At 39.2% G+C, this 22,152-nt stretch carries 13 protein-coding genes; 4 read left to right on the forward strand and 9 right to left on the reverse strand.

Annotated elements, in window-relative coordinates; genetic code table 11:
• The first annotated feature begins 28 nt into the window (after positions 1-28).
• A complete protein-coding gene (locus tag HCN54_RS05175) occupies positions 29-451 on the forward strand; it encodes a secondary thiamine-phosphate synthase enzyme YjbQ (RefSeq protein WP_167596827.1) in 423 nt (140 codons plus the stop codon).
• On the opposite strand, the gene HCN54_RS05180 is transcribed toward HCN54_RS05175, so the two are convergent.
• The 4 genes from HCN54_RS05180 to gndA all read right to left on the reverse strand — a co-directional run bounded on the left by HCN54_RS05180 (position 437) and on the right by gndA (position 5,909).
• Positions 437-1,258 carry a Cof-type HAD-IIB family hydrolase gene (locus HCN54_RS05180; RefSeq protein WP_072982497.1) on the reverse strand — a complete coding sequence of 274 codons (822 nt, stop codon included), beginning with the start codon at positions 1,256-1,258 and terminating at the stop codon, positions 437-439. The two genes, HCN54_RS05175 and HCN54_RS05180, sit on opposite strands and share 15 nt — an antisense overlap.
• A 90-nt stretch (positions 1,259-1,348) precedes the next feature.
• Positions 1,349-2,851: a S10 family peptidase gene (locus tag HCN54_RS05185; protein WP_167596828.1), complete on the reverse strand. Its 1,503-nt coding sequence runs from the start codon at positions 2,849-2,851 to the stop codon at positions 1,349-1,351.
• A gap of 132 nt (positions 2,852-2,983) precedes the next feature.
• On the reverse strand, positions 2,984-4,393 hold the full coding sequence (locus tag HCN54_RS05190) for an amidohydrolase family protein (RefSeq protein ID WP_167596829.1): 1,410 nt from the start codon (positions 4,391-4,393) through the stop codon (positions 2,984-2,986).
• 103 nt (positions 4,394-4,496) lie between these two features.
• Positions 4,497-5,909, reverse strand: coding sequence for an NADP-dependent phosphogluconate dehydrogenase (gndA, locus tag HCN54_RS05195; protein WP_167596830.1), 1,413 nt, complete (start codon positions 5,907-5,909; stop codon positions 4,497-4,499).
• Between the two features lie 204 nt (positions 5,910-6,113).
• Here gndA and zwf point away from each other — a divergent pair, with 204 nt between their 5' ends.
• Positions 6,114-7,652 carry a glucose-6-phosphate dehydrogenase gene (gene zwf / locus HCN54_RS05200; protein WP_072982490.1) on the forward strand — a complete coding sequence of 513 codons (1,539 nt, stop codon included), beginning with the start codon at positions 6,114-6,116 and terminating at the stop codon, positions 7,650-7,652.
• A 30-nt stretch (positions 7,653-7,682) separates the two neighbouring features.
• Positions 7,683-8,393, forward strand: a complete 711-nt coding sequence (pgl, locus tag HCN54_RS05205) for a 6-phosphogluconolactonase (RefSeq protein ID WP_167596831.1) — start codon at positions 7,683-7,685, stop codon at positions 8,391-8,393.
• A gap of 20 nt (positions 8,394-8,413) precedes the next feature.
• Here pgl and HCN54_RS05210 read toward each other — a convergent pair whose 3' ends face one another.
• The 4 genes from HCN54_RS05210 to HCN54_RS05225 form a co-directional block, all read right to left on the reverse strand.
• Positions 8,414-9,301, reverse strand: a complete 888-nt coding sequence (locus tag HCN54_RS05210; RefSeq protein ID WP_167596832.1) for a cation diffusion facilitator family transporter — start codon at positions 9,299-9,301, stop codon at positions 8,414-8,416.
• Positions 9,302-9,365: 64 nt separating this feature from the next.
• The gene (locus HCN54_RS05215) at positions 9,366-10,472 is read right to left on the reverse strand and encodes a mechanosensitive ion channel family protein (RefSeq protein WP_167596833.1); all 1,107 of its coding nucleotides are present in this window, start codon (positions 10,470-10,472) and stop codon (positions 9,366-9,368) included.
• Between the two features lie 194 nt (positions 10,473-10,666).
• A complete protein-coding gene (locus HCN54_RS05220; RefSeq protein WP_072982872.1) occupies positions 10,667-12,304 on the reverse strand; it encodes a RagB/SusD family nutrient uptake outer membrane protein in 1,638 nt (545 codons plus the stop codon).
• Between the two features lie 28 nt (positions 12,305-12,332).
• Positions 12,333-15,317, reverse strand: coding sequence for a SusC/RagA family TonB-linked outer membrane protein (locus tag HCN54_RS05225; protein WP_240924950.1), 2,985 nt, complete (start codon positions 15,315-15,317; stop codon positions 12,333-12,335).
• 429 nt (positions 15,318-15,746) lie between these two features.
• Between HCN54_RS05225 and HCN54_RS05230 the strand changes: the two genes are divergently transcribed.
• Positions 15,747-17,918 carry a family 43 glycosylhydrolase gene (locus HCN54_RS05230; RefSeq protein ID WP_167596834.1) on the forward strand — a complete coding sequence of 724 codons (2,172 nt, stop codon included), beginning with the start codon at positions 15,747-15,749 and terminating at the stop codon, positions 17,916-17,918.
• A 69-nt stretch (positions 17,919-17,987) separates the two neighbouring features.
• Here HCN54_RS05230 and HCN54_RS05235 read toward each other — a convergent pair whose 3' ends face one another.
• Positions 17,988-22,040, reverse strand: a complete 4,053-nt coding sequence (locus HCN54_RS05235; RefSeq protein ID WP_167596835.1) for a two-component regulator propeller domain-containing protein — start codon at positions 22,038-22,040, stop codon at positions 17,988-17,990.
• Positions 22,041-22,152 lie beyond the last annotated feature (112 nt).

Below are 22,152 nucleotides of genomic sequence, written 5' to 3' on the forward strand. Positions count from 1 at the left end.
AATTTGTAGGCTCAACAAAAGAATAGCTATGCGATTTTATCAAAAGGAAATACGGTTACAACCCAGAAGCCGTGGATTTCATCTCATTACGCAAGAAATAGAACGCAATCTTGATGATTTGCAAAACATTAAAGTTGGTCAACTGCAGGTTTTTATTAAACATACTTCGGCAAGTTTAACGATCAATGAAAATGCTGACCCTACGGTACGTCAAGATTTTGAAAGTCATATGAACAAAATGGTTCCTGAGAATGCACCGTATTATATTCATACCTATGAAGGCCCAGATGATATGCCCGCGCATATAAAAGCGTCGTTGATGGGGGCTTCGGTAACTATTCCGGTCACTAACGGAAGGTTAAATTTGGGTACTTGGCAAGGAATATATCTTTGCGAGCACCGCAATCACGGCGGAGCCCGCAAAGTTGTGCTTACGCTATTTGGTGAGTAGGGCTTCTTTAGCTGCGATGAGTTGTTCTAGAATATGCTCTACACCGCCTTCATTGTTACTTTTGGTAGTATAATTTGCTGCTTTAGTAACATTAGGATGTGCATTTTGCATTGCAAAACTGTAATCAGCTTGCTCTATCATTTCAAGGTCGTTATTATAATCTCCAAAAACCATAGTTTCGGCTTTAGACACTTTTAATTGATCTTGAAGAATTTTTAGCGCGCGGCCTTTATCAGTATCCAAGTGACTGATGTCTAACCAGTATTCACCGCTAACTTTTACTTTAACTTCTTTTTCTAAAGCTTTTGCAATAGGATAGGTAGTTTCTTCAGAACCGCCAAAGCTGTACACAGCAATTTTAAAGAAATGGTCGTCGTTAATTTCGGTGAGGTCAGGAACGCGCTTGAATTTGGTATAATATTCTTGAAAAATTTCAATAAACGGTTCGTGATCAGATTCAACGTAGGCTTGTTCTTTTCCGCATAAAACAATGTGCGCATCTTCGATCTCACGCATTTGCTTGATAAGATTATGCACGGTTTCGGTATCTACGGTACAGGTATCTAAAACTTCAGTTTTTTTGATCGTGATTCCACCATTTTCTGCAACTACGATGATCTCATCTTTAATTGCGTCAAGCTTGTGAATGATGCTGTAATATTGACGACCGCTGGCCGCGATGAATTGCACATCGTGCTTTTGCAGCTGTTTAAATAGATCAAAAAATTTAGGGCTTACTTTTCCTTCGTCATTAAGAAGGGTGCCGTCCATATCAGAAACGACGAGTTTTACTTGTGTTAAATCCATATTTACAAAAATAACCCATAAACACGAGCCGTGTTTATGGGTCTTATTAATTGATTCTTAAATTATCGCTAAGCGTTAGTGGACCTGCGCTTACTTATACATTGCTCCCTGATCAATACCTTCACTGGCTTTCTCAATGAAATCATGAAGGTCTTGATTGGCGGTTTTTAAATCTTCAGCACGCAGGTACATCATATGGCCGCTGCGGTATCCTTTGAAATCCATTCGGTCTGAAAATTTCCCGTTGATGTTGATCTGGCTCATAATATATTTTGCATTAAAATACGTACACGCCCCGTCATAATAGCCAGACTGAACCATCAAGTGTAAATTAGCGTTCATTCCCATCGCGTCTCTAAGATCTGCACCGGTGTGATTATTAGAGCGGTCCCAAGGATGCACATTACCAAACATATCATAGGTGAGATCCGTTTTAAAGCCTAATTCTTCAGACATATAGTAGTTAATTGCCGGGGTAAAACTGTGCAACCAAGACGTCAATTCACTGTTGTAATCCGGGCGCTCGCCGGCATCTGCGATGTCTAAACCTTTGTAACGCGAATCTAGACGACCTATGGTATAACCTTCTTTATCACGTAGCAAGTCTTTCCAGAAATAATTAAAAGGAACCGCCAGATTATTTTGGCTCACTGTTCTTTCTGAAAGTCCGGAGTAGTAAGCAGTTTTCTCTATTGCTTGTTGTTTTTCGGCTTCGGAAGCATAACCTCCTTTTGCCAGAACAGGAAGTAATTCTTCAACTGCATATTTTTCAACTTCCGGAAGCATTTCTGTTAAATCCTTATTTTGAAGGGCAGGAGGCAAGGCGTTATGATACCAAGCTGCCGCGGCAAAATACGGTAGACGGTTTGCGATCTCTACTGGACCGGCAAAGTCAAAACCTATTTCGGTAGGAGAAACTAAAATCACTCCGTTTAAATACATCCAATTTCCTTGTTGTAAGGCTTTTGCTAAACCTGAAACACGTGTAGTACCGTAGCTTTCGCCAATTATAAATTTAGGAGAACGCCAGCGGTTGTGACGGGTTACAAAAGTATTTACCCAATCTGCGAGATAGGAGATATCTGCATTTACTCCGAAGAACTGATCACGCTTAGGCATTTCACCTGCTGCGTTAGGAACCATTCTGCTGTATCCGGTATTTACCGGATTTACATAAACGATATCCGCCACATCTAAAACCGAATTTGGATTGTCTTTAATTCCATACGGTTGAACCGGATAACCTTCGTCGGTGATTTTTAAAATACGCGGACCGGTATATGCAATATGCATCCAAACCGAAGCAGAACCCGGACCACCATTAAAACTGATCAGCAACGGGCGCGTTTGATTGTCTTTTACATCAGTTCTGGTGTAATAGGTATAATTTAGAGTAGCCACAGGATTCCCGGAATTGTCCCAAACCGGTTGAAAACCAAGCTCTGCCTTATAGGGGATATTCTGACCTTTTATGGTCACACTGTGAGTTGAAGTAATTGTAGTATCAACAGGGGCTTTTACTTGTTGTGCGCGCAGGGCGGAAGCGAAACACACGAGAAGCGCAAGTGCGCTAAGAGTAGTTTTTAGATTCATAGAAGATTAATTATTCGTAATTCTTAAAAATACGGATATGGTTTAGTTTTTTAATAAAAGGCAACGATAAATCCTTTTACTACAATTAAAATTTAGTGCTTAGAAATTTTTGATCTAAATTTTAAAGAATTATCAATTTTTGACGGTTGAATTTAGCAGCTCTGATAATTGGTTACTGTCAAAGGTTTTTCCATTCTTAACTACCATAAAGATATCTTGGGTATTTTCAATATTTTTCAACGGATTCGCATTAAGCAATAGCAAATCAGCCTGCGCACCTGCATGGATTTGTGGCAGTTGCTTTTTGAGAAAAACGGCTCCGTTTTGCGATGAGGTTTGCAAAGCTTCAAGTGGAGATAATCCGGCTTTAACCAAAGCTTGTAATTCTTTATGCAATGAAACCCCGGGATACGTGTAGGAGTTGAATGCACCACTGTCTGATCCGGCAAGTAAACCTACGCCGTTATCAGCTAAAGTACCTGCAAGTTTTACAAATGCCGAATCTAGATTTTTACGCATAACCACAAACTCCGGTGAAGCATTTTTTGCACTGTTGATGCGACCTGCATAGGTTTTTTGAATTCCGTTGCCTATGTATTTTAAATAGTCATCTTGCATATGATCTATTTCGTCTAGATAGCTAAGCGTGTGACCAATATGAAGGGTAGGAACCACAAAAACATTGCGTTCTTTAAGTTTATTGAATGTCTGCGTCGCAACCGAATCTGAATAGGTTTGCATCACACGATCTAGGGAGGTCCAAAAGCCGGCTTCCTCATTCTTTACCGCTTCGGTGATGGCAAGTTCATCAGAAGAACAACCTTTTAAAACATAATACAAATGTTCAATTGCATCGATTCCTGCACTTGTAGTTTCATCAACCGTCACCGAGTAGGGCATATGACCACTTGTGATCATACTGCGTTTTTCAGCTTCTGAAATCACTTTTAAATAATTTTCTCCAGAAATATTACTGTCATAGATCTTAACAAAATCAACGTTCAACGCTTGTAAACTATCTAGCGCCTGCTCGATGTCTTGATCATTTTCTACTTCAAGCGAACCTGCCCAAGTTGCGCCGGGGCCATCAATTTTTGGTCCGCTGGTGTAAATGGTTGGTCCCACAAGCGTATTGGCTGCAATTTCCTTTTGCCACTTTTGAACCGCGGTAGTTAGATCGCCGCCGGCATCACGTACGGTGGTGATTCCGTTTGCGATAAAAAGTTTCAGTAAATCTTTATTTTCTTCAATTAAATCAGCACCACCTCTAAAATGCACGTGATTATCCCAAAGACCAGTCATCAGGTATTTACCGCTTCCGTCAATTTGCTGCTTGGCTGCACTGGTCATCAAATCCCGACTGTTTACAATAGAGTGAATCGTATCACCGGCAATAAAAACTGATTGATCTTGTGCAACTTTTCCATTTTGCAGGTTGATAATGTTCACATTATGAATGGCAATATCAAATTGTGGAGGAGGATTTCCGCAGGAATTTAGAAGAGTTATTAAAATAAGTAGAGGAAGTAAAGTTCTTTTCATAAATAGGGTGTTGTGATGCTTTAAAAATAGGAATAAAAAAAGAGCCTCGTTAAAGGCTCTTTTCAAATTTATTGGCATCGCCAAAGGGTTCATAGGTCTTTGATTATTTTCCCCATTCTGTATGGAAAATACCTGAACGGTCGATACGCTCATAGGTATGTGAACCAAAGTTATCGCGTTGCGCCTGAATCACATTCAATGGAAGTCGGCTTGAAGTATAGGCTTCAAAATAATTTAAAGCACTTGATAAACCGGGAACCGGAATTCCGCTTTGCGCTGCATAAGCTACCGTCTCACGAACTGATTCTAGAGTGCCTTGTACTTTTTCTACAAAAGATGGCGCTAATAATAGGTTAGGCAATTCTTTATCTGCAGTATATGCTTGAGAAATATCTTCTAACAATCCGGCGCGAATGATACATCCTGCTCTCCAAATCTTAGCGATAACAGACATATCAAGATCGTACTCGTATTCTTTAGAAGCGTCTGCCAACTGATGTAAACCTTGAGCGTAAGCGATGATAAATGAGAAATACAACGACTCTTCGGCCATGGCGATGATTTTGTCTTTATCAATAGGTTTTGGTTCTGGACGGCTGTATAATTTATCAGCAACGATGCGCTCTTCTTTTAATGCAGAGATCTCACGCATACTCACTGCGACATCAATGGTAGGAACAGGAATTCCTAAGTCCATTGCATTTTGTGAGGTCCATTTACCGGTACCTTTTTGCTTGGCTTTGTCGAGGATCATATCTACTAATCTTCCATCACCTAGATCATCTTCTTGCTTGAAAATTTCCGCGGTAATTTCAACTAAAAAAGATTGCAAGCGTCCTTTATTCCATAGGTCATAGACTTGATGCAATTCATCATTATCAAGACCAACAGATTTTTTCAAAAGATCATAAATCTCAGAAGTCAACTGCATAAGCCCATACTCGATACCATTATGCACCATTTTTACATAGTTACCGGCAGATTTAGGTCCTAAATGCGCCACACAAGGTTCACCATTAAATTTAGCCGAAACCGCTTCAAATATAGGTTTGATATGGGTATATGCTTCTGCGTTTCCGCCGGGCATAATACTTGGTCCTTTACGAGCACCTTCGGCACCACCGCTAACTCCGGCTCCAAAGAAGTTAATTCCTTTTTCTTTCAAATAAGCTTCACGACGGTCTGTATCTGTGAAGAATGAGTTTCCACCATCTATGATAATATCACCCTGGTCTAGATGAGGTAAAAGTGTCTCAATGACTTGATCAACAATTTTACCGGCAGGTACAAGCAACATGATTTTGCGGGGAGCGGCAAGCGCCTCTACAAAAGTTTCGATTTCGGTAGAAGCGTCAACCTTGTTTAGGTCTCCACCTTCTTTTTTTAGGGCATCTACTTTTTCCTGATCTAAATCGTAACCAAAGGCCTTAAAATCGTTATCTGCGACGTTTAAAATAAAGTTACGTCCCATTACGCCCAGACCTACCAGTCCAAAATCATAATTTTTATGCTCCATAATAATTAGTTATTGTTCTTTTTAATTTGACACCATAATGTTTTTATAAAGACCCCTGTGTGCCGTCAAGATGCCTTATTTTTGTATTGGTTATGGTCAAAATTAAATGATAACATTGACTTTTTACCCCTTTATTCTATAAACTCATGTTATAATTGTAAATAACCACCTAACGAATCAAAAAATAGAAAAATAATTATTCTTATGAATAAAACATCTAATCAGCTCCTGGTCATTTTTGGAGCTTCTGGAGATCTAACTGCCCGTAAACTTATTCCTGCTTTGTACAACTTATATGAGGGAGGACATTTTCCCGAAAATTTTGCAGTGCTAGGAGCGAGTAGGAGTGATATGAGTGATGAAGAATTTAGAAAACGCGTTGTTTACGAGAGTCCGTTTTTAAAAGATAAACTCAAGAAGAAAGATGACGAGTTCATCAAGAAATTTGCAGACATGATGTTTTATTCAGATCTAGGCGATGATTATGATTCTGAATACAGCAAACTCAACAAACGTATTACCTCACTAAACGAGGAGCACGGTCTTGATGGTAATTATTCTTTTTACCTTTCTACGCCACCGAGCTTGTTTGAGCCTATATCAAAAAACCTTTCTGACCAAGGGTTAACAAAAGGTTCAGGGACTGATAAAGGATTTAGACGTATCATTGTTGAGAAACCTTTTGGTTACAGTCTAGAGACTGCTAAAGAGCTTAATGCCGGGTTGCAGAAATATTTTAAAGAAAAGCAGATTTACAGAATAGACCATTACTTAGGTAAAGAAACCGTACAAAACTTAATGGTTACCCGTTTTTCAAACTCTATTTTTGAACCGCTTTGGAACCGTAATTACATTCACCACGTAGAGATCACCAATGCTGAAACTGTAGGTGTAGAAAAGCGCGGAGGCTACTACGACAAGTCTGGAGCTTTACGTGATATGTTTCAGAGTCACTTGCTGCAGATTGTTTCGTTAATAGTAATGGAACCACCCATTAGTGCTGATGCTGACGAGATCCATAATGAAAAGGTAAAAGCGCTGAAGTCTATACGTAGAATGACCGATACACAAACGCTTTTTGATCACACGATGAAAGGACAATATGTTGCTTCTAGCATTGATGGCAAACGCGTAAAAGGCTATCGTGAAGAAGAAGGAGTAGACCCTGATTCTAAAACCGAAACCTATGCAGCGATCAAATTCTTTGTAGATAACTGGCGTTGGAAGGATGTTCCGTTTTATGTTCGTACCGCTAAGCGTATGCCTACTAAGGTTACCGAAGTGGTGATTCATTTTAAAACACCGCACCATCAAGTGTTTAAAGAGCAGGACATCAATAATAAAGACAATAAGCTGGTGATTCGTATTCAGCCGGATGAAGGTATTTTGATCAAATTTGGGGTAAAAGTTCCGGGTCAAGGATTTAAAGTAGAGCGCGCGAATATGGACTTTTACTACAGCAGTCTTGCCGACAAAAATATTATGGATGCTTACGAGCGTCTATTGCTGGATGCGATGCAAGGAGATACAACCCTTTATGCACGTGCCGATGAGGTTGAAGCGGCTTGGGCATTTGTTGATCCTATTTTAGAATACTGGGCAAATGATAAAGATGTACCTACCTACGGTTATCCCGCCGGAACTTGGGGCCCTAAGAATTCTGATGATTTGATCGAAGATAGTAATGGTTGGAGAAATCCGGGAGAGTTGCTTACCGATGAAACCGGATTCTGCATTATTTAAACTGAAATTTTAATTAAAATTATTCCAGAAATGGACTTACATATTAAAGAAACGAAGCAGCTTGTAGCTGAAGAATTTTCTGAATTTTTTAAAGAAAAATGTACCACCGGAGAAGATGTGCATATCGCACTTTCCGGCGGAAGCACTCCAAAGATTGTTTTTGATCATTTAGCCAAAGAATACGGTGCAGATATTGATTGGACCAAAGTGTTCTTGTATTGGGGAGACGAGCGTTGCGTGCCGCCTTCTGATGATGAGAGCAACTACAAAATGACCGTAGAACACCTGATTTCTAAAATTGATATTCCTGAAGAAAATATCTTTAGAATTAAAGGAGAAGATGATCCTGAAGAGGAAGCAAAGCGCTATTCAAAAGTGCTTGATGAGCAATTACCAAAGGCTAACGGTATTCCTTATTTTGATGTTGTCATGTTAGGAATGGGAGATGATGGGCACACCGTTTCTATTTTTCCTTACAATATTGAATTATGGGATATGCCAGAAAATTGTCGTGTGGCTAAACACCCTGATTCTGGTCAAAAGCGCGTGACCTTTACCGGTAAGATCGTGAACAATGCAAAAACCATTGCGTTTTTAGTTACCGGAGCAGGAAAAGAAGAAAAGGTAACTGCGATTCATAAAAAGCACGATGGTTATAAAGAATTTCCTGCGAGTTTAGTAGCGCCTAAACAAGGCCAATTGCATTGGTTTTTAGATCAAGACGCTGCTGCAGGTTTATAACGTCTAGCTACTTCAATAGCTTAAATTTCTGAGGGATTCCCAGGCTCAACGTGTATTAAAATAAAGTTGAGGTTGGGAATTTCTTCTTTTAAATAGTCTTGTAATCGATGGGCGATCTCGTGCCCTTTAGCCACCGAAATGCTTCCGTCTACAATGGCGTGCAAATCTAAGTGATAACTCATTCCGGCTTTTCGAATAAATGCTTTTTCAGTATCTAAAACTCCCGGAACTTCTAATGCTTTGATGCGTACCAATTCGATAATATCATCATAGCGATTTTCGTCCATAATTTCGCCTAAAGCAGGCCTGAAAATGAGATAGGCGTTATACAGAATAATACCCGAAGCAAAGAGGGCAGCCCAATCATCTGCAGTCTCAAAGCCTTCCCCAAAAATCAAAGCAACAGAAATCCCTATAAAGGCCATTACCGATGTTATTGCGTCACTGCGGTGATGCCAGGCGTCAGCTTTAAGTGAAGAACTATTGGTTTCCTTGCTGCGTTTTAGTACAATTCTAAAGGAGATTTCTTTCCATACGATGATTACTGCCAGCACAATGAGTGTCCAGAGTTTTGGTGGTTTTTGAGGCGCTACCAATAAAATATTTTGAACGCTCTCGTAAGCGATCACCGTTGCAGAAGTCACTAAGAAAGCAACGACCATAAAGGTAATGAGCGGTTCAATTTTACCGTGACCGTATGGGTGATTGTCGTCTGCAGGTCTTTCAGCATATTTTAAACCGAATAGTACCAGAAGTGAAGCAAAAATATCTGCGGTAGACTCAATGGCATCAGCGATCAATGCATAAGAATTGCCAAAGATCCCGGCCAAAGCTTTAGCGATCGCCAGCACAGTATTGCCAATAATACTGAAGTACGTAGCGCTTACTGCAGATTCTGTTTTACTCATAATTTAAATCTAAGGGGAGTGCAAAGTTCTGTTATTTAAATTGCCTATCCCGTTAAGATCTCAATTATTTATCTCTGAGTAAATCTGATTTGTCTGGTTCTTTAGTTGCTTTTTCAACCTTATCACTATCCTTACGCGATTGCATTTCTACACGAGTACGCGGTAAACTATGCGGATAATTTTCTTGAATAAAAATGACCAATTTTTCTCTTACGTGTACACGTAGATCCCAGGCAGTAGGGGAGTCAATGGCGCTCATTAGGGCTCGGGTTTCAACCATTTCGTTATTGGTATCAGTCACCTGAAGCACGTTAACTTCACCATCCCATAAGTCAGTATTTTTAAGAATTCTGGTGAGTTCTTCGCGAAGTGCATCAAAAGGCACGTTGTAATCTGTGTAGATAAATACAGTACCTAAAATATCTGAAGAATTGCGTGTCCAGTTTTGAAAAGGTTGTTCGATAAAATAGGTGGTAGGCAGTACCAGACGGCGTTTGTCCCAGATTTTTACAACCACATAGGTAAGATAAATTTCTTCAATACGGCCCCATTCTCCTTCAACGACCACCACATCGTCTAAACGAATAGGCTGCGTAAACGCAATTTGAATCCCCGCCATCAAAGTACCTAAGGCTTTTTGTGCAGCAAAACCAATGATGATCCCTGCGATTCCGGCGGAAGTCAACATACTTACACCTATAGAGCGAATGCTATCAAAACTCATCAAGGCGATACTTACTGCAAAAAGAATGATTAAAAACATAAGCACGCGTTCGAGTACGGTAAATTGCGTATAGACTTTACGCGCGTGAACATTGTCTGAAGCACTCATATCATATTTTAAAAGAATATTTCTTTTAAATGCTTTGAGAATGACGATTAAAATCCAAGTGATGCTTAAAATAAAGAGTAACGTACTTACATGACTCAAAAAGTTCTCCTCTATAAATTCTAAAATACGATCGTTTGTTTTGATGATTTTTAGCACAAGCGCCAACATAAATAGCGCAAGCGGAAGTCTCATTTTTCCGGCGAAATTGACTGGTAGAATATTCTTAGGGCTTTTGCCTAATTTCTTTAGAAAATAGAAAATCAAGCCGAAAAAGACCATTCCTGCAAGAATGGTAATGAGCAAAAATTTTGAGGTTTGCGAGTCAAAATAGTCTAACATAAGCCCAACGTTTTGTAGAATTTACTTTGAAGTTAAGCGGAAGCAGGACATATTTCCGTTAAGGATATTTAAAACTTTTGAGATCAAGCTACTATAACGATAGTAAATTAAAGAGCTGCTATGCTAAACTAGCATTAATAAAAAAAGCGCTGTTTTTACACAGCGCTTCACACAAACAAATTTTAACCCATTGATTAACTCCCAGTATAACCAGGATTCTGAGTTAACTCTGCTTCTTTATTAAGTTGAATCTCGCGAAGAGGTATGGGGAACAACTCGTGAAATTCTTGCAGTCCTTCAATACGCATTGTTTGAGGTAACGGAATACTCTCATCTTGAATGTTAAGTCGTGTAGCACGCTCTACGAGCATTTTGGTTCGCATTAAGGTCATTCTCCGGTTTTCCTCAGCGAGCAATTCACGTACGCGCTCATCGAGTATAAAATCAAGGCTCATTTCTCCTGCAGTTACTTGAGGAGCATTTGCGCGTGTTCTTAAAATATTAATAGTAGTTGCAGCACCACCCGGATTGTTCTGAGCCACTTGCGCTTCTGCCTTTAGTAAATAGGTTTCACCTAAACGCATAATCATGAAATCTTTCCACATCCCAAAACCAAATACATCTGCAGGATCAAAATGCCCCCATTTTAACGAATAAGGTTGAATTCGGGCAAGCGTATCAATCCCTTCATAAGGCACGAGTTCGCCATAAATATCAGAAAAATTAGGATCAGGATTATTGTATCTAAATCGCTTGTGGATGTTATGTTTAGAGTTACGCATGTCTCCTTCATCATATAGATCATAGATGACCCAGTTGTTAAGACGAATACGTGCAATTCCTCTACCACCTAACGAATCTGCCGGGATCATACCATTTACGTTATGGTAGCCAGCACCCCAAATACGACGTTGTTGAGGAGAACCACTTGAACCACCACGCACATCTGCAGGGTTCTCATTTTCTAAGACCCAAATCGCTTCAGTATTTCCTTGTGAACGGCGCTGATTTCCTTTAAAGAACATATCAGAAAAAGGATCTCCTTCTTCACCTGCTTTCACACCATAACGTTCTGTAACTAATTGAAAGGCATTGCTATTTATAATAATATCGGCTTGATCTTCAGCCAGATCAGGTTGTCCAGATCTTAGGTAGAATTCTGCAAATAATTGATGCGCCACATATTTATGCACGCGTGCTTCAAATTGAGGAGCGTTTGTAGGATCTGCAAGATTTGCGGTAGCGTATTGCAAATCTGTTTCAATCTGAGCATTTATTTCTTCCAGAGAATTCCGGGTGTAATCAAAACGAGCTTCAGTAACCGGCTCTGTAATCAAGGGAACTCCACCAAAAAGAGTAGCTAAATTATTATACGCATAAGCTCTAAAAAAGCGAGCTTCGGCATTAATAGCATCTTTTTCTTCTTGAGAAAGTTCTTCTGAAGTGTTGGCCTCGATGCTGGCGATAATACTGTTTGTATTTTCAACCATATTGTACCAAAGCTCCCAGCTTTGATATGCTGCACTATCATCTGTAGTTAATTGATTGTACTTGTAATACGGCACTTCAACTCCTTGCGGTGCTGTAGGCCATACGATATCTGTACCGGCTTGCCATACAGATAACCAACCTTGTTGCCCGCTTCGGGTATAAAAAGTACTCAGCATTTGATAAAGTCCCACGAGCTGGGCTTGATACCCCAATTCATCGTTAAGTGTTTCTGGAGTAAAGTCAGAACGAATTTCTTCTTCTAGAAAGTCATCACCGCAAGAACTAAATATGAAGATATTTAGACTAAGCAGTATAAGTGTAAGTTTAGATATATTTTTCATAAAGTGTATCTTTTTTCGATTAGCCATTTTAAAGCGAAACATTAAGTCCTATAGAGTATGTTCTCACAACAGGGTAGTTGTTGGTCCAATCTCCAGACCCTCTATACGATTGGCTACTTTCTGGATCCCAGCCTATCCAATCTGTCCAGGTATATAAATTTCTTCCTGCAACGTAGATCATTAAATTATCTAGGCCAAAACGTTCAATTTTTTCAATAGGAAATCTATAGCTAAGACGCGCATCTTTTAATCTTACGTAGCTTGCATCTCTAGGATAGCCGTAGCCCAAAGTATTGCGATAAACAAGAGAAGGAAATTCATTGCTTTGGTTTTCAGGTGTCCAGTACCCTACGTTAGAAGGGGTGTTACGTCTTGATAATTCATCCCCATAGTTGATATCAGGGTTACCTTTTAAAACTCCCTGAACGGTCTGAATAAAGAACGATAAATCAAAGTTTTTGTAAGAGAAGGTATTTGTCAAACCGCCGGTCCATTTAGGGAGGCTTGAACCTAAATAGACGCGATCGTTTTCTGGCTCAATCACTCCATCACCATTAATGTCTTCAAATTTTAAATCTCCTGGATTGGCATTAAAGCTACCAGTGTCTTCACCTTCTTGCCAAACACCAACCATTTTGTAATCATAAATAGTACCTAGTGATTTACCAATAAACCATCTACTTGGGATGTCATCTTCGCCATCACCATAAAGATCAAGAATCTCATTTTTATAGGTAGAAAAGTTGATGTTGCTCTCCCATCTAAAATCACCGGTGTCAATATTGGTGCTGTTTATAGTAAATTCAAAACCTCTGTTTTCTACCGCACCTATGTTTTCAATAATACTAGTAGTACCTGTCAGAGCCGGTATGCTTCGGTTAAGAAGAAGATCTTCGGTTTTTGATTTATAGACTTCAAACGATCCGTTAATGCGGTTATTTAGTAAGCCAAAGTCAACACCAAGGTTTCCAGAAACCGTAGTTTCCCACTTTAAGTTTGGGTTACCTAAACCGGCGATGTAAGTCCCGGTATAGGACTGCCCACCAAATGGATAAAGCAATGTACCTGCACGGGTTTGAGTTTGGTTAATTCTTAATCCACGATTACCGGTTTCACCAATAGAAAATCTTAGCTTCAAATTGTTAATGACGTCAGCATTTTCCATAAATGCTTCCTTGTGAATATTCCACCCTAATGCTGCAGATGGAAATACACCATATTTACTGGTATTTGAACCAAAGGCTGAATACCCATCGCGACGTACCGTAAACGTAAGTAGATAACGACTGTCATAATTATAATTAAGTCGTCCCATTTGTGATAAGAGCGTAGATCTAGTGCTATAAGTATCACCGGTGATATTTTCTGCTGCCGAAATATTATTGTACGACAACTGGTCGTTTACAAAACCTGTACCTGTAAGAGACTCTTGGAAAAACTCATTGGCTTGCGCACTATATAAAGCGGTTAAATCAAAATTATGTTTCCCGAAGCTCTTAGAGTATTTTAGGATATTTTCAATAATCCATACTTTTTCTTCATCACCGCCTACATTTGCTGTACCTCTGTTATTATTTGCAGCACGACCGGTATAGTTGCGATATAAATACGGATTGAACGTGTACGAAGCGTTAATTCTATAGCTTAAACCTTCGGCAAATGCCGGAGTAACTTCAGCAAAAACATTACCTGATAAAGTACGCTCGCGCTGTACGCGGTCTGTAGTTAGACCCAACAACGGATTTTCATAAAGCAACTCTGGCAACATTGGGTTGATAATGAGTTCGCCGTTCTCATCATAAGGAACAGAGTAGGGGCTCATAGCGGTTGCCAAAAGTAAATTTGCGCGACCACCATCAAAATTGTTATTAGCAAAAAATGCATTAAGGCCAACCTTTAAATAATCGGTGAGTTGAACGTCTATATTAGAACGCAGAGTGAATTTTTGATAATCATAACCTTCAATAACCCCTTTTTGATCCAAATAACTACCTGATACAAAATATTTGGTTTTCTCGCTTCCACCGCGAATACTTAAGTTATGCTCCTGAATAACACCGCTTCTGGTCGCAATATCAAACCAATCTGTAGTGATCCCGGCATTGTAATTGTCGATTTCAGACTGATTTTCAAGAATACGATCTTGTTCTGCTCCAGGATTATTTTGGCTGAAAAAATCTGCGTATTTCTGCACATAAGCATCAGGACCTAAAGGTTCAAGCACATTTGCAAATTCTTCAATCGCGCCATACGTGCTGTAATTGATCACAGGATCACCGCTGGTTCCTCTTTTAGTTTGAATAAGGATAACTCCGTTAGAACCACGTGTACCATAAATTGCAACGGCAGAAGCATCTTTTAGAATTTGAATAGACTGAATATCTCTAGTGTTGATATCGTTTAAAGTACCTGTAAACGGAACACCATCTAAAACAATAAATGGACTCGTACTTCCTGTGATTGAATTGATACCGCGCACTTGAATAGATCCGGTAGAACCTGGCACCGAAGAACCTTGACTTATATTTAGTCCAGCAGTAGTACCTTGAATAGCTTGGGTTACGTTAGTCACCGGAAGGTTTTCTAGACGTTCTTCAGGAACCGAAGCCACAGAGCCCGTTACATCAGACTTCTTTTGACTACCATACCCAACGACAACGATTTCGTCTAAAACCCCAAGATCTTCTTCTAGTTGGGCATTAATCGTAGATTGACCGTTTACAGGAATATCAATCGTTTTCATTCCTACATAAGAAAAAGAGAGCACAGCGTCTGCAGCAACTTCAAGTTCGTAATTTCCGTCAAAATCAGTTGTGGTACCGTTAGAAGTACCTTTTACAACAACCGTAACTCCGGGAAGTGGCATACCATCTGCCGCTGTTGTAACTGTACCGGAAACAGTCTGTTGTGGTTGCGATATCGTTGTAGCTTTAACATCAAAAGAAAAGCCTAACAACAACATTACAAGACTGCAAATCGCAATTGATTTTAATTGTAACATGTTTTGTTTCATAGAATAAGTATTAGTTGAACATCTAGCTTAATGTGTTTAATTGTTTATAAGCGTTTAATCAGAGTTCAATGTTCTATAAAATGCGTTTTGTGTATCGGGGGCTTATCAATTAATAATAGGGGGTTGATGGTGCAGGATAGGTATAATGGGGACTTTTGGCCCTAATTCTATGCATTTGAAATGCATAATTCATCAAAATGAGCTTTAAGAATTTGTTATTTCAAGCCTAAATTTTTTGTTATAAATAAACTTTTAGAGTCGTTTTGATGAGGAATAAAAAATTGGAAATTTAAATTTTCGCATTATAAATGTATAAAACACATTTATTTTTATTTTATTTGTAAAGTCGATTTTAGAATTTTTGAAAATTGGCTTGAATTTGGTTTCAGAACTTTCTGAGACTTATACAAACACTCTAAATTTTATAACATGTTTAAATTTCGATTGGTCTTTATTCTCGCGCTGCTCGTTTCATCTCAAGTCTTTTATTCTTGCGATACTACAAAGACTGCCGACGATTACACCGCGTATCTTTTTGTTTACTTCACTGGTAATAGGGCTGGGGAAGAAGCCGTGCATTATGCCTTAAGTAGAAATGGCTTTGATTATTACGCCTTAAATAATGACAAACCTATTGTGAGTACAGACAGTATAAGTACTACCGGAGGTGTTCGCGATCCGCATATTTTAAGAGGAGAGGATGGAAATTTCTATATGGTTTTAACCGATTTGAAAACTGATAACGGCTGGAGCAATACCGAAATTATTTTGGCAAAGTCTACAGATCTATTAAACTGGGAAACGTCGCAAATCAATCTTGCTGAAGAATTTTCTGAGTTTAGTGATATTAGCAGAGCCTGGGCTCCGCAGACCATTTACGATGCAGAAGCAGGTAAGTATATGGTGTATTTCTCTATGTTACAACCGGGCGGATATGATATCATTTATTACGCGTACGCCAATGAAGATTTTACAGGGTTAGAGAGCACTCCCAAACAACTTTTTTACAGTCCGGATGAGAAATCCTGTATCGATGCAGACATCATTAAAAAAGACGATAAATACTATATGTTCTATAAAACAGAAGGAACTGCGACTAAAGGAATTCGTGTGGCTGTTTCAGACAGTTTAACTTCTGGTTATGTGCCTGAAGAGGGCTATAAAGATCAAACTGATCGCGCAGTAGAAGGTTCTTCAGTATTTAAAATGATTGATAGTGATAAGTATATTTTGATGTATGATATGTACGTTGATGGGAAATATCAATTCGCAGAGTCAACCGATTTATTAAACTTTAAAGCTTTGGGCGCAGATAAGGTTTCTATGAATTTTCATCCGCGTCACGGTACGATCATTCCGGTGACAGAAGCCGAAGCAACGCAGTTACTAAAAGCGTTTCCATCAGAAAATTTACCGCTTATTGTAGGTTCAAAATCGGGTGCTGTACGCACTCAGAATATGGTAACTAATGCAGAGAATGCTTCGGTATATTTACCGGTTTATACAGATAGTAGCGTAGCAGCTCTTGATCCGCAATTGATCACTTTTCCGGGAGTAAAATTGGTAGATTCCGGAGCTAAAGATTTCTCAGGAGCGGCACAGTCGTATACGCTTGAATTACCTGACGGAACTCAAAAAACCTATTCGGTAGAAGCAGCAGTAGCGAATAATCCGGTTCTTGACGGATATTATGCTGATCCTGAAATCATTTATTCTTCTAAAGATCAAAAATTCTATTTATATCCTACCAGCGATGGTTTTGATGGATGGAGCGGAACTTATTTTAAGACCTTTTCTTCAAAAGATCTGGTACATTGGGAAGACGAAGGTGTCATTGTAGATTTACTTGAGGATGTTTCCTGGGCTACCCGTAACGCGTGGGCGCCTTGTATTGCTGAAAAAGAGATTGATGGGAAGTTGAAATACTTCTACTATTTCTCTGCGGCGCAGAACATAGGTCTTGCTACAGCAGATGACCCGGCCGGCCCATTTACTGATTCTGGAAAAGCTTTTGTAGGGGAGAAGCCCGAGGCGATAAAACGCGGCGGCGGTCAAATCATTGATCCTGATGTTTTTGTAGATCCAAATGATGGGAAAGCTTATTTTTATTGGGGTAACGGCTATATGGCTGGTGCAGAACTCAATGACGATATGATGTCTTACAAAGAAGAAACACTAAAAGAAATGACTCCTGACGGCACTTTTAGAGAGGGGACCGAAGTGTTTTTTAGAAAAGGTAAATACTACTTCCTGTGGTCTGAAGACGATACCCGAAGCCCCAATTATCGTGTGCGTTATGCGACGGGAGATACTCCGTTAGGACCTCTAAATATTCCGGAGGAGAATTTAGTGATCAAAAAAGATGAGGAAAACGAAATTTATGGAACCGGTCATAATTCGGTGATCAATGTGCCGGGTACAGATGACTGGTATATTGTGTACCATCGCTTTACACGTCCACGTGGAATCACGATGGGTGGTCCGGCTGGCTTTCACAGAGAAGTTTGTATAGATAAGCTGACTTTTGCTGAAGATGGTTCAATACTTGAAGTTACCCCTACCGTTGAGGGAATCAATCCCGTGACGATCCCTGCACAATAAATATTTTGATAGTTTAAAATGTAAAAGCGCTCAGTATTGAACAGAGCGCTTTTTTTATAGTGTTATGCTTTAGTTCGGTTTAAAGGCAGAAGGAGTCTTCCCAAATCGTTCTTTAAAGATTTTTCTAAAATACTTTGCATCACCAAAACCTACTTCGTACGCTGCCTGTGAAATAGTAAACTGTTCTTTTTCGATGAGTTGCGCAGCTTTGTCCAGTTTGATATTACGTATATATTCGTTGATGTTTTTGCCGGTGATCGCTTTGATTTTTCGGTAAAGAGAGGAGCGGCTCATACCTATTTCTTGCGCTACAACTTCAACGGTTTTAATACCTTGTTGCATTTGCCCCTCAACTATCTGGTGGAATTCTACTAAAAATTTCTTCTCAACATCAAGCAGTCGTTTTTGATCATCATCTACGGTTTCTAGCGTATTTTCATTTTCAGAATATGCTTTTAAAAGCCGCTTGCGCGAATCTATTAGATTTTCTATCCTGGCTTTCAATAGCTGTAAATTGAAAGGTTTTAAAATATAATCGTCAGCACCTTCAGTATATCCTGTTGCGATCATCTCCGTATTGCTTTTAGCCGAAAGTAAAATAATAGGAATATGCGAAGTTTCTTTTCTGTTCTTGATATAATTACACAGATCTATTCCATTTTTTATGGGCATCATAACGTCGCTAATAATTAAATCAGGAACGTGTTTGCAAGCTTGCGCAATACCTTCTTCACCATTTTCAGCTTGAATCAGATCATAATTCTGAGAAAGCGAGGTATCAAGAAAGTCTAATATATCTGGATTGTCATCAATTACTAAAATGAGTGCGCGCTGACTTTCTGGTTTAATGCGCATAGCTTGCGTCGTCTGCGTTTCAATACCATTCTCGGTGGCACTTTGAATAGAAGCTTCAATGAATTTTTTGTTTTCAGTAGCGTGTATATTTTCTTCGAGATAGGCATCAACTAAGCTATCATCTTTAGGTAGTTTGAGGGTAAATGTACTTCCTGCGCCTAATTTACTTTCTACGGCTAAGGTGCCGTTATGCAGTAAAGCAAACCTTCGGCTGAGGGCCAGCCCAATTCCGCTTCCGTCTTTTTTCAAAGTGGTATTGGCTTGATAGTACCATTCAAAGATGTGCTCGAGATCTTGCCTATTAATACCGCTTCCGTGATCAATAACTTTTAAAAACACCGCTTCTTCATCTTGAGAAAGTTCAATATTAATTGTGCTGTTTTCAGCACTATAATTGATAGCATTACTGATCAGATTGTTTACAATTACCTGAATTTTCTCGAGATCACAGTAGATGTAAACAGGTGTTTGGGACATTTGAATCACCAGGTCTAAATTTTTCTTTTTTAGCAGCGGTTCATAGACCCCAAGCCAATTAGACAAATTTTTAGTTAGGTTATAATTGTTTAAGGTCAATTGACTGAGTCCTTCTTCACTTTTTCTGAATTCTAGAAGTTTGTTGATGAATTGATGAAGATTATGCGCATTACGCTTGATCAGTTTGAGACTTTTACGATGTTGTTTGTGAACAATTTCATCCAGTAGATTTTCTAAGGGCGCGAGAATAAGGGTCAGAGGAGTTTTTAGTTCGTGACTAAAACCCGTGTAAAACCGTACCCGCTCTTCATTCAATTCGTGTTCTAGTTTGCGTTGCTTCTGCTCAAAGTGTAATGAGTTTTTGAGGTAAACGCGTTCTGAATAGTACCTTAATCCGCTGTAAATTAATATAATTAACGTGACGATATAGAAGAGATAAGCAGGCCAGGTTTGCCAAAACGGAGGTAAAATGGTTAAGACTAATTCTTTATACAAAGGAGTTGATGCGAGTGTTTCGGCTTTAATTTTTAGCGTATAATAACCCGGAGAAATATTACTGAAGTTGATGCGGTTGCTATTTTTAAGATCGATCCAGTGGTCGTTATAACCTTCTAAAATATACGAGTATTGGGTATTGTTAGCGATCGGAAAATCTAAACTTGTGAAATCTATAGAGAAGACCGTATTTTCTGCGTTTAATTGTATCGATTCTTGAAAAGGCATTGCCTGATTGAGTATGGCCTTTTTATTCGTGGGTTCTATTGCAACCGACTCATTAAAAACGAGTAAGTCTTTAATTACTAAGGCTTCAGAAGTGGTGTAGTTTTTTAAATTTTCAGGGCGAAATTGATTCAGACCTTTATTACTCCCAAAATAAAGCGCTCCGTTTTCTGCCTTGAGCGCAGCACCGGGATTATACTCACTTTTATGAATATTATTAAAACGGGTTAGATTTTCTATTTTCTGACTGATGGGATCGTATTTACTTATTCCCTTAAAGGTTCCTAGCCAAATAGAATTGCTGTCGTGCGCAATGATGCTGTTGATGGTATTATTACTCAACCCATTATCTTCTCTAAGATTGAGCGCTTCTTTCGATTCCGGATTAAAATGGACAAGGCCTCCGTGCTTAGTACCGGCGATAATCGCATCATCTTCTGTGACCACAATACTAAATACCACATTGGTTGTTAGCCCCTCAAGATTTTCTGAATTATAATGTGTGCTACGTTTATTTTCTAAATTATAATGAATGATCCCATTTCCATAGGTTGCCAACCACAGATTGCCTCGACTATCTTCAGCTATATCACGTATATCAACCTTTCCCAGTTCAGTAATGTATTTGAAGGCGTCCCTCGCGTTGTCATATACAAATAGGCCACCTCTGTTTGTGCCTACCCAAATATGTTCATTTTTAGCCTGGTATAACACGCGAACATCATTCCCGTCTTTTTGCTCTCCTTGTAGATAATGCTGCCATTGTTTAGTGGTCTTATTATAACTGCTTAAACCACCCAGGTAGGTACCAATCCATAATTGATTGTTAGTGTCCTGAAGTAAACTTAAAACGTGGTTACTTTTTAGGGCGTTGGCTTCGTTAAAAACAGCATACGCATAAGTATTAGTTTTAGGATCGTATTGATCCACACCGCCGCCGTCTGTACCTATAAACAATTTTCCGGAAGCATCTTCTGCAATAGCATTAATGCGGTTGTGCGTTATGCGTTCGGTTCCATTTAAACTGTTTGTGATCAATTTCACCGGCTCGCCCCGGGGATTCACATAATTTATACCGGCATACGTGCCCAGCCACATATTCCCACTTCGGTCTTTTTTAATCGAAAAAACGGTTGCGTTAAACACACTGGTACCATCATCTTTCGGTAAATAATTGGTTATACTAAGATCATTGAATCCTCTTAGTGGTTTAGATTTACTTATGATCTTAAGTCCTTCGTCATAAGTACCTACCCAGATTCTTCCATAGGCATCCTCTTCAAAACTTGTAATGTCGCTTCCTGCTAAACCTTCTATAATTGTTGGGTTAAGAGCAGTGGTTTGGGTAAGTATTTTGATTCCTTCATTCGTGCCTAGCCACAAGTGATCATCGCGATCTATAAAAAGTGCATTTACCCTGAAGTTTGTGCGGTCATGTATTGGTATTCTCGCAACCTCCTGAGTTTTTAGGTTTATTTTGTTTAAGCCGTCGTGACGCGTACCTATCCAAAGGGTCGAATCATTTTGCACGTGAAGTGAAATGATTTCATTTGAGGATAAGGAGCGTGAATTTTGAGCTTCGTGTTTAAATACTTTTTGTTGACTTTGATCTTTAAAAACGCGGATGCCAATTCCAAAATCTCCGGCATAAATCGTTCCTGATTTTGTGAAGGCGAATGAATTCACACTGTTAGAAAGAATGGTGTTTGCAGCGTTATAATGCTCAAATGAATTGGTTTTTAAGTTAAAAAGATCAAAACCACCATCACTACCTACAAGAAGATTTCCTGTATTGGTGTGATGTACAATATTCTGAAGATAATTGTTTGCAAGCGCTGAATTTTCTTTTCTAAAAACCGTAAAATCATTACCGTCATATCTGTTGATACCATCGGCGGTGCCAATCCAAATAAAGCCAAGCGTATCTTGTTCTATTACACGCACGAGATTGTTAGAAAGCCCATCTTCGGTATCGAGCTTATAAAAGGTAAGTTGTCTGTCGTGATTATCATTTTGGCCAATGCATACCTGTGTAAGGAGGAGTATAAATAGGCTTATTTTCTTAAACATAAAACTTGAGATTACGTTATACTTGAGATCAGCCGCCGGCTAGTCTTGCTTTGTATTCCAGTGTTTATAGCGGTTTGAACAGTTAACCCCCTATAAAAAATCATTTCCTACC

The organism is Leeuwenhoekiella sp. ZYFB001 (genome assembly GCF_011784865.1).
Taxonomy (GTDB): domain Bacteria; phylum Bacteroidota; class Bacteroidia; order Flavobacteriales; family Flavobacteriaceae; genus Leeuwenhoekiella; species Leeuwenhoekiella palythoae.

Excerpts from the sequence above, each read along its gene's own strand:
- HCN54_RS05220 (WP_072982872.1), bottom strand. The coding sequence starts at position 12,304 with ATGAAAAATATATCTAAACTTACACTTATACTGCTTAGTCTAAATATC.
- HCN54_RS05180 (WP_072982497.1), bottom strand. The coding sequence starts at position 1,258 with ATGGATTTAACACAAGTAAAACTCGTCGTTTCTGATATGGACGGCACC.
- HCN54_RS05230 (WP_167596834.1), top strand. The coding sequence starts at position 15,747 with ATGTTTAAATTTCGATTGGTCTTTATTCTCGCGCTGCTCGTTTCATCT.
- pgl (WP_167596831.1), top strand. The coding sequence starts at position 7,683 with ATGGACTTACATATTAAAGAAACGAAGCAGCTTGTAGCTGAAGAATTT.
- HCN54_RS05185 (WP_167596828.1), bottom strand. The coding sequence starts at position 2,851 with ATGAATCTAAAAACTACTCTTAGCGCACTTGCGCTTCTCGTGTGTTTC.
- HCN54_RS05210 (WP_167596832.1), bottom strand. The coding sequence starts at position 9,301 with ATGAGTAAAACAGAATCTGCAGTAAGCGCTACGTACTTCAGTATTATT.
- gndA (WP_167596830.1), bottom strand. The coding sequence starts at position 5,909 with ATGGAGCATAAAAATTATGATTTTGGACTGGTAGGTCTGGGCGTAATG.
- HCN54_RS05235 (WP_167596835.1), bottom strand. The coding sequence starts at position 22,040 with ATGTTTAAGAAAATAAGCCTATTTATACTCCTCCTTACACAGGTATGC.
- HCN54_RS05225 (WP_240924950.1), bottom strand. The coding sequence starts at position 15,317 with ATGAAACAAAACATGTTACAATTAAAATCAATTGCGATTTGCAGTCTT.
- HCN54_RS05175 (WP_167596827.1), top strand. The coding sequence starts at position 29 with ATGCGATTTTATCAAAAGGAAATACGGTTACAACCCAGAAGCCGTGGA.
- HCN54_RS05190 (WP_167596829.1), bottom strand. The coding sequence starts at position 4,393 with ATGAAAAGAACTTTACTTCCTCTACTTATTTTAATAACTCTTCTAAAT.
- zwf (WP_072982490.1), top strand. The coding sequence starts at position 6,114 with ATGAATAAAACATCTAATCAGCTCCTGGTCATTTTTGGAGCTTCTGGA.
- HCN54_RS05215 (WP_167596833.1), bottom strand. The coding sequence starts at position 10,472 with ATGTTAGACTATTTTGACTCGCAAACCTCAAAATTTTTGCTCATTACC.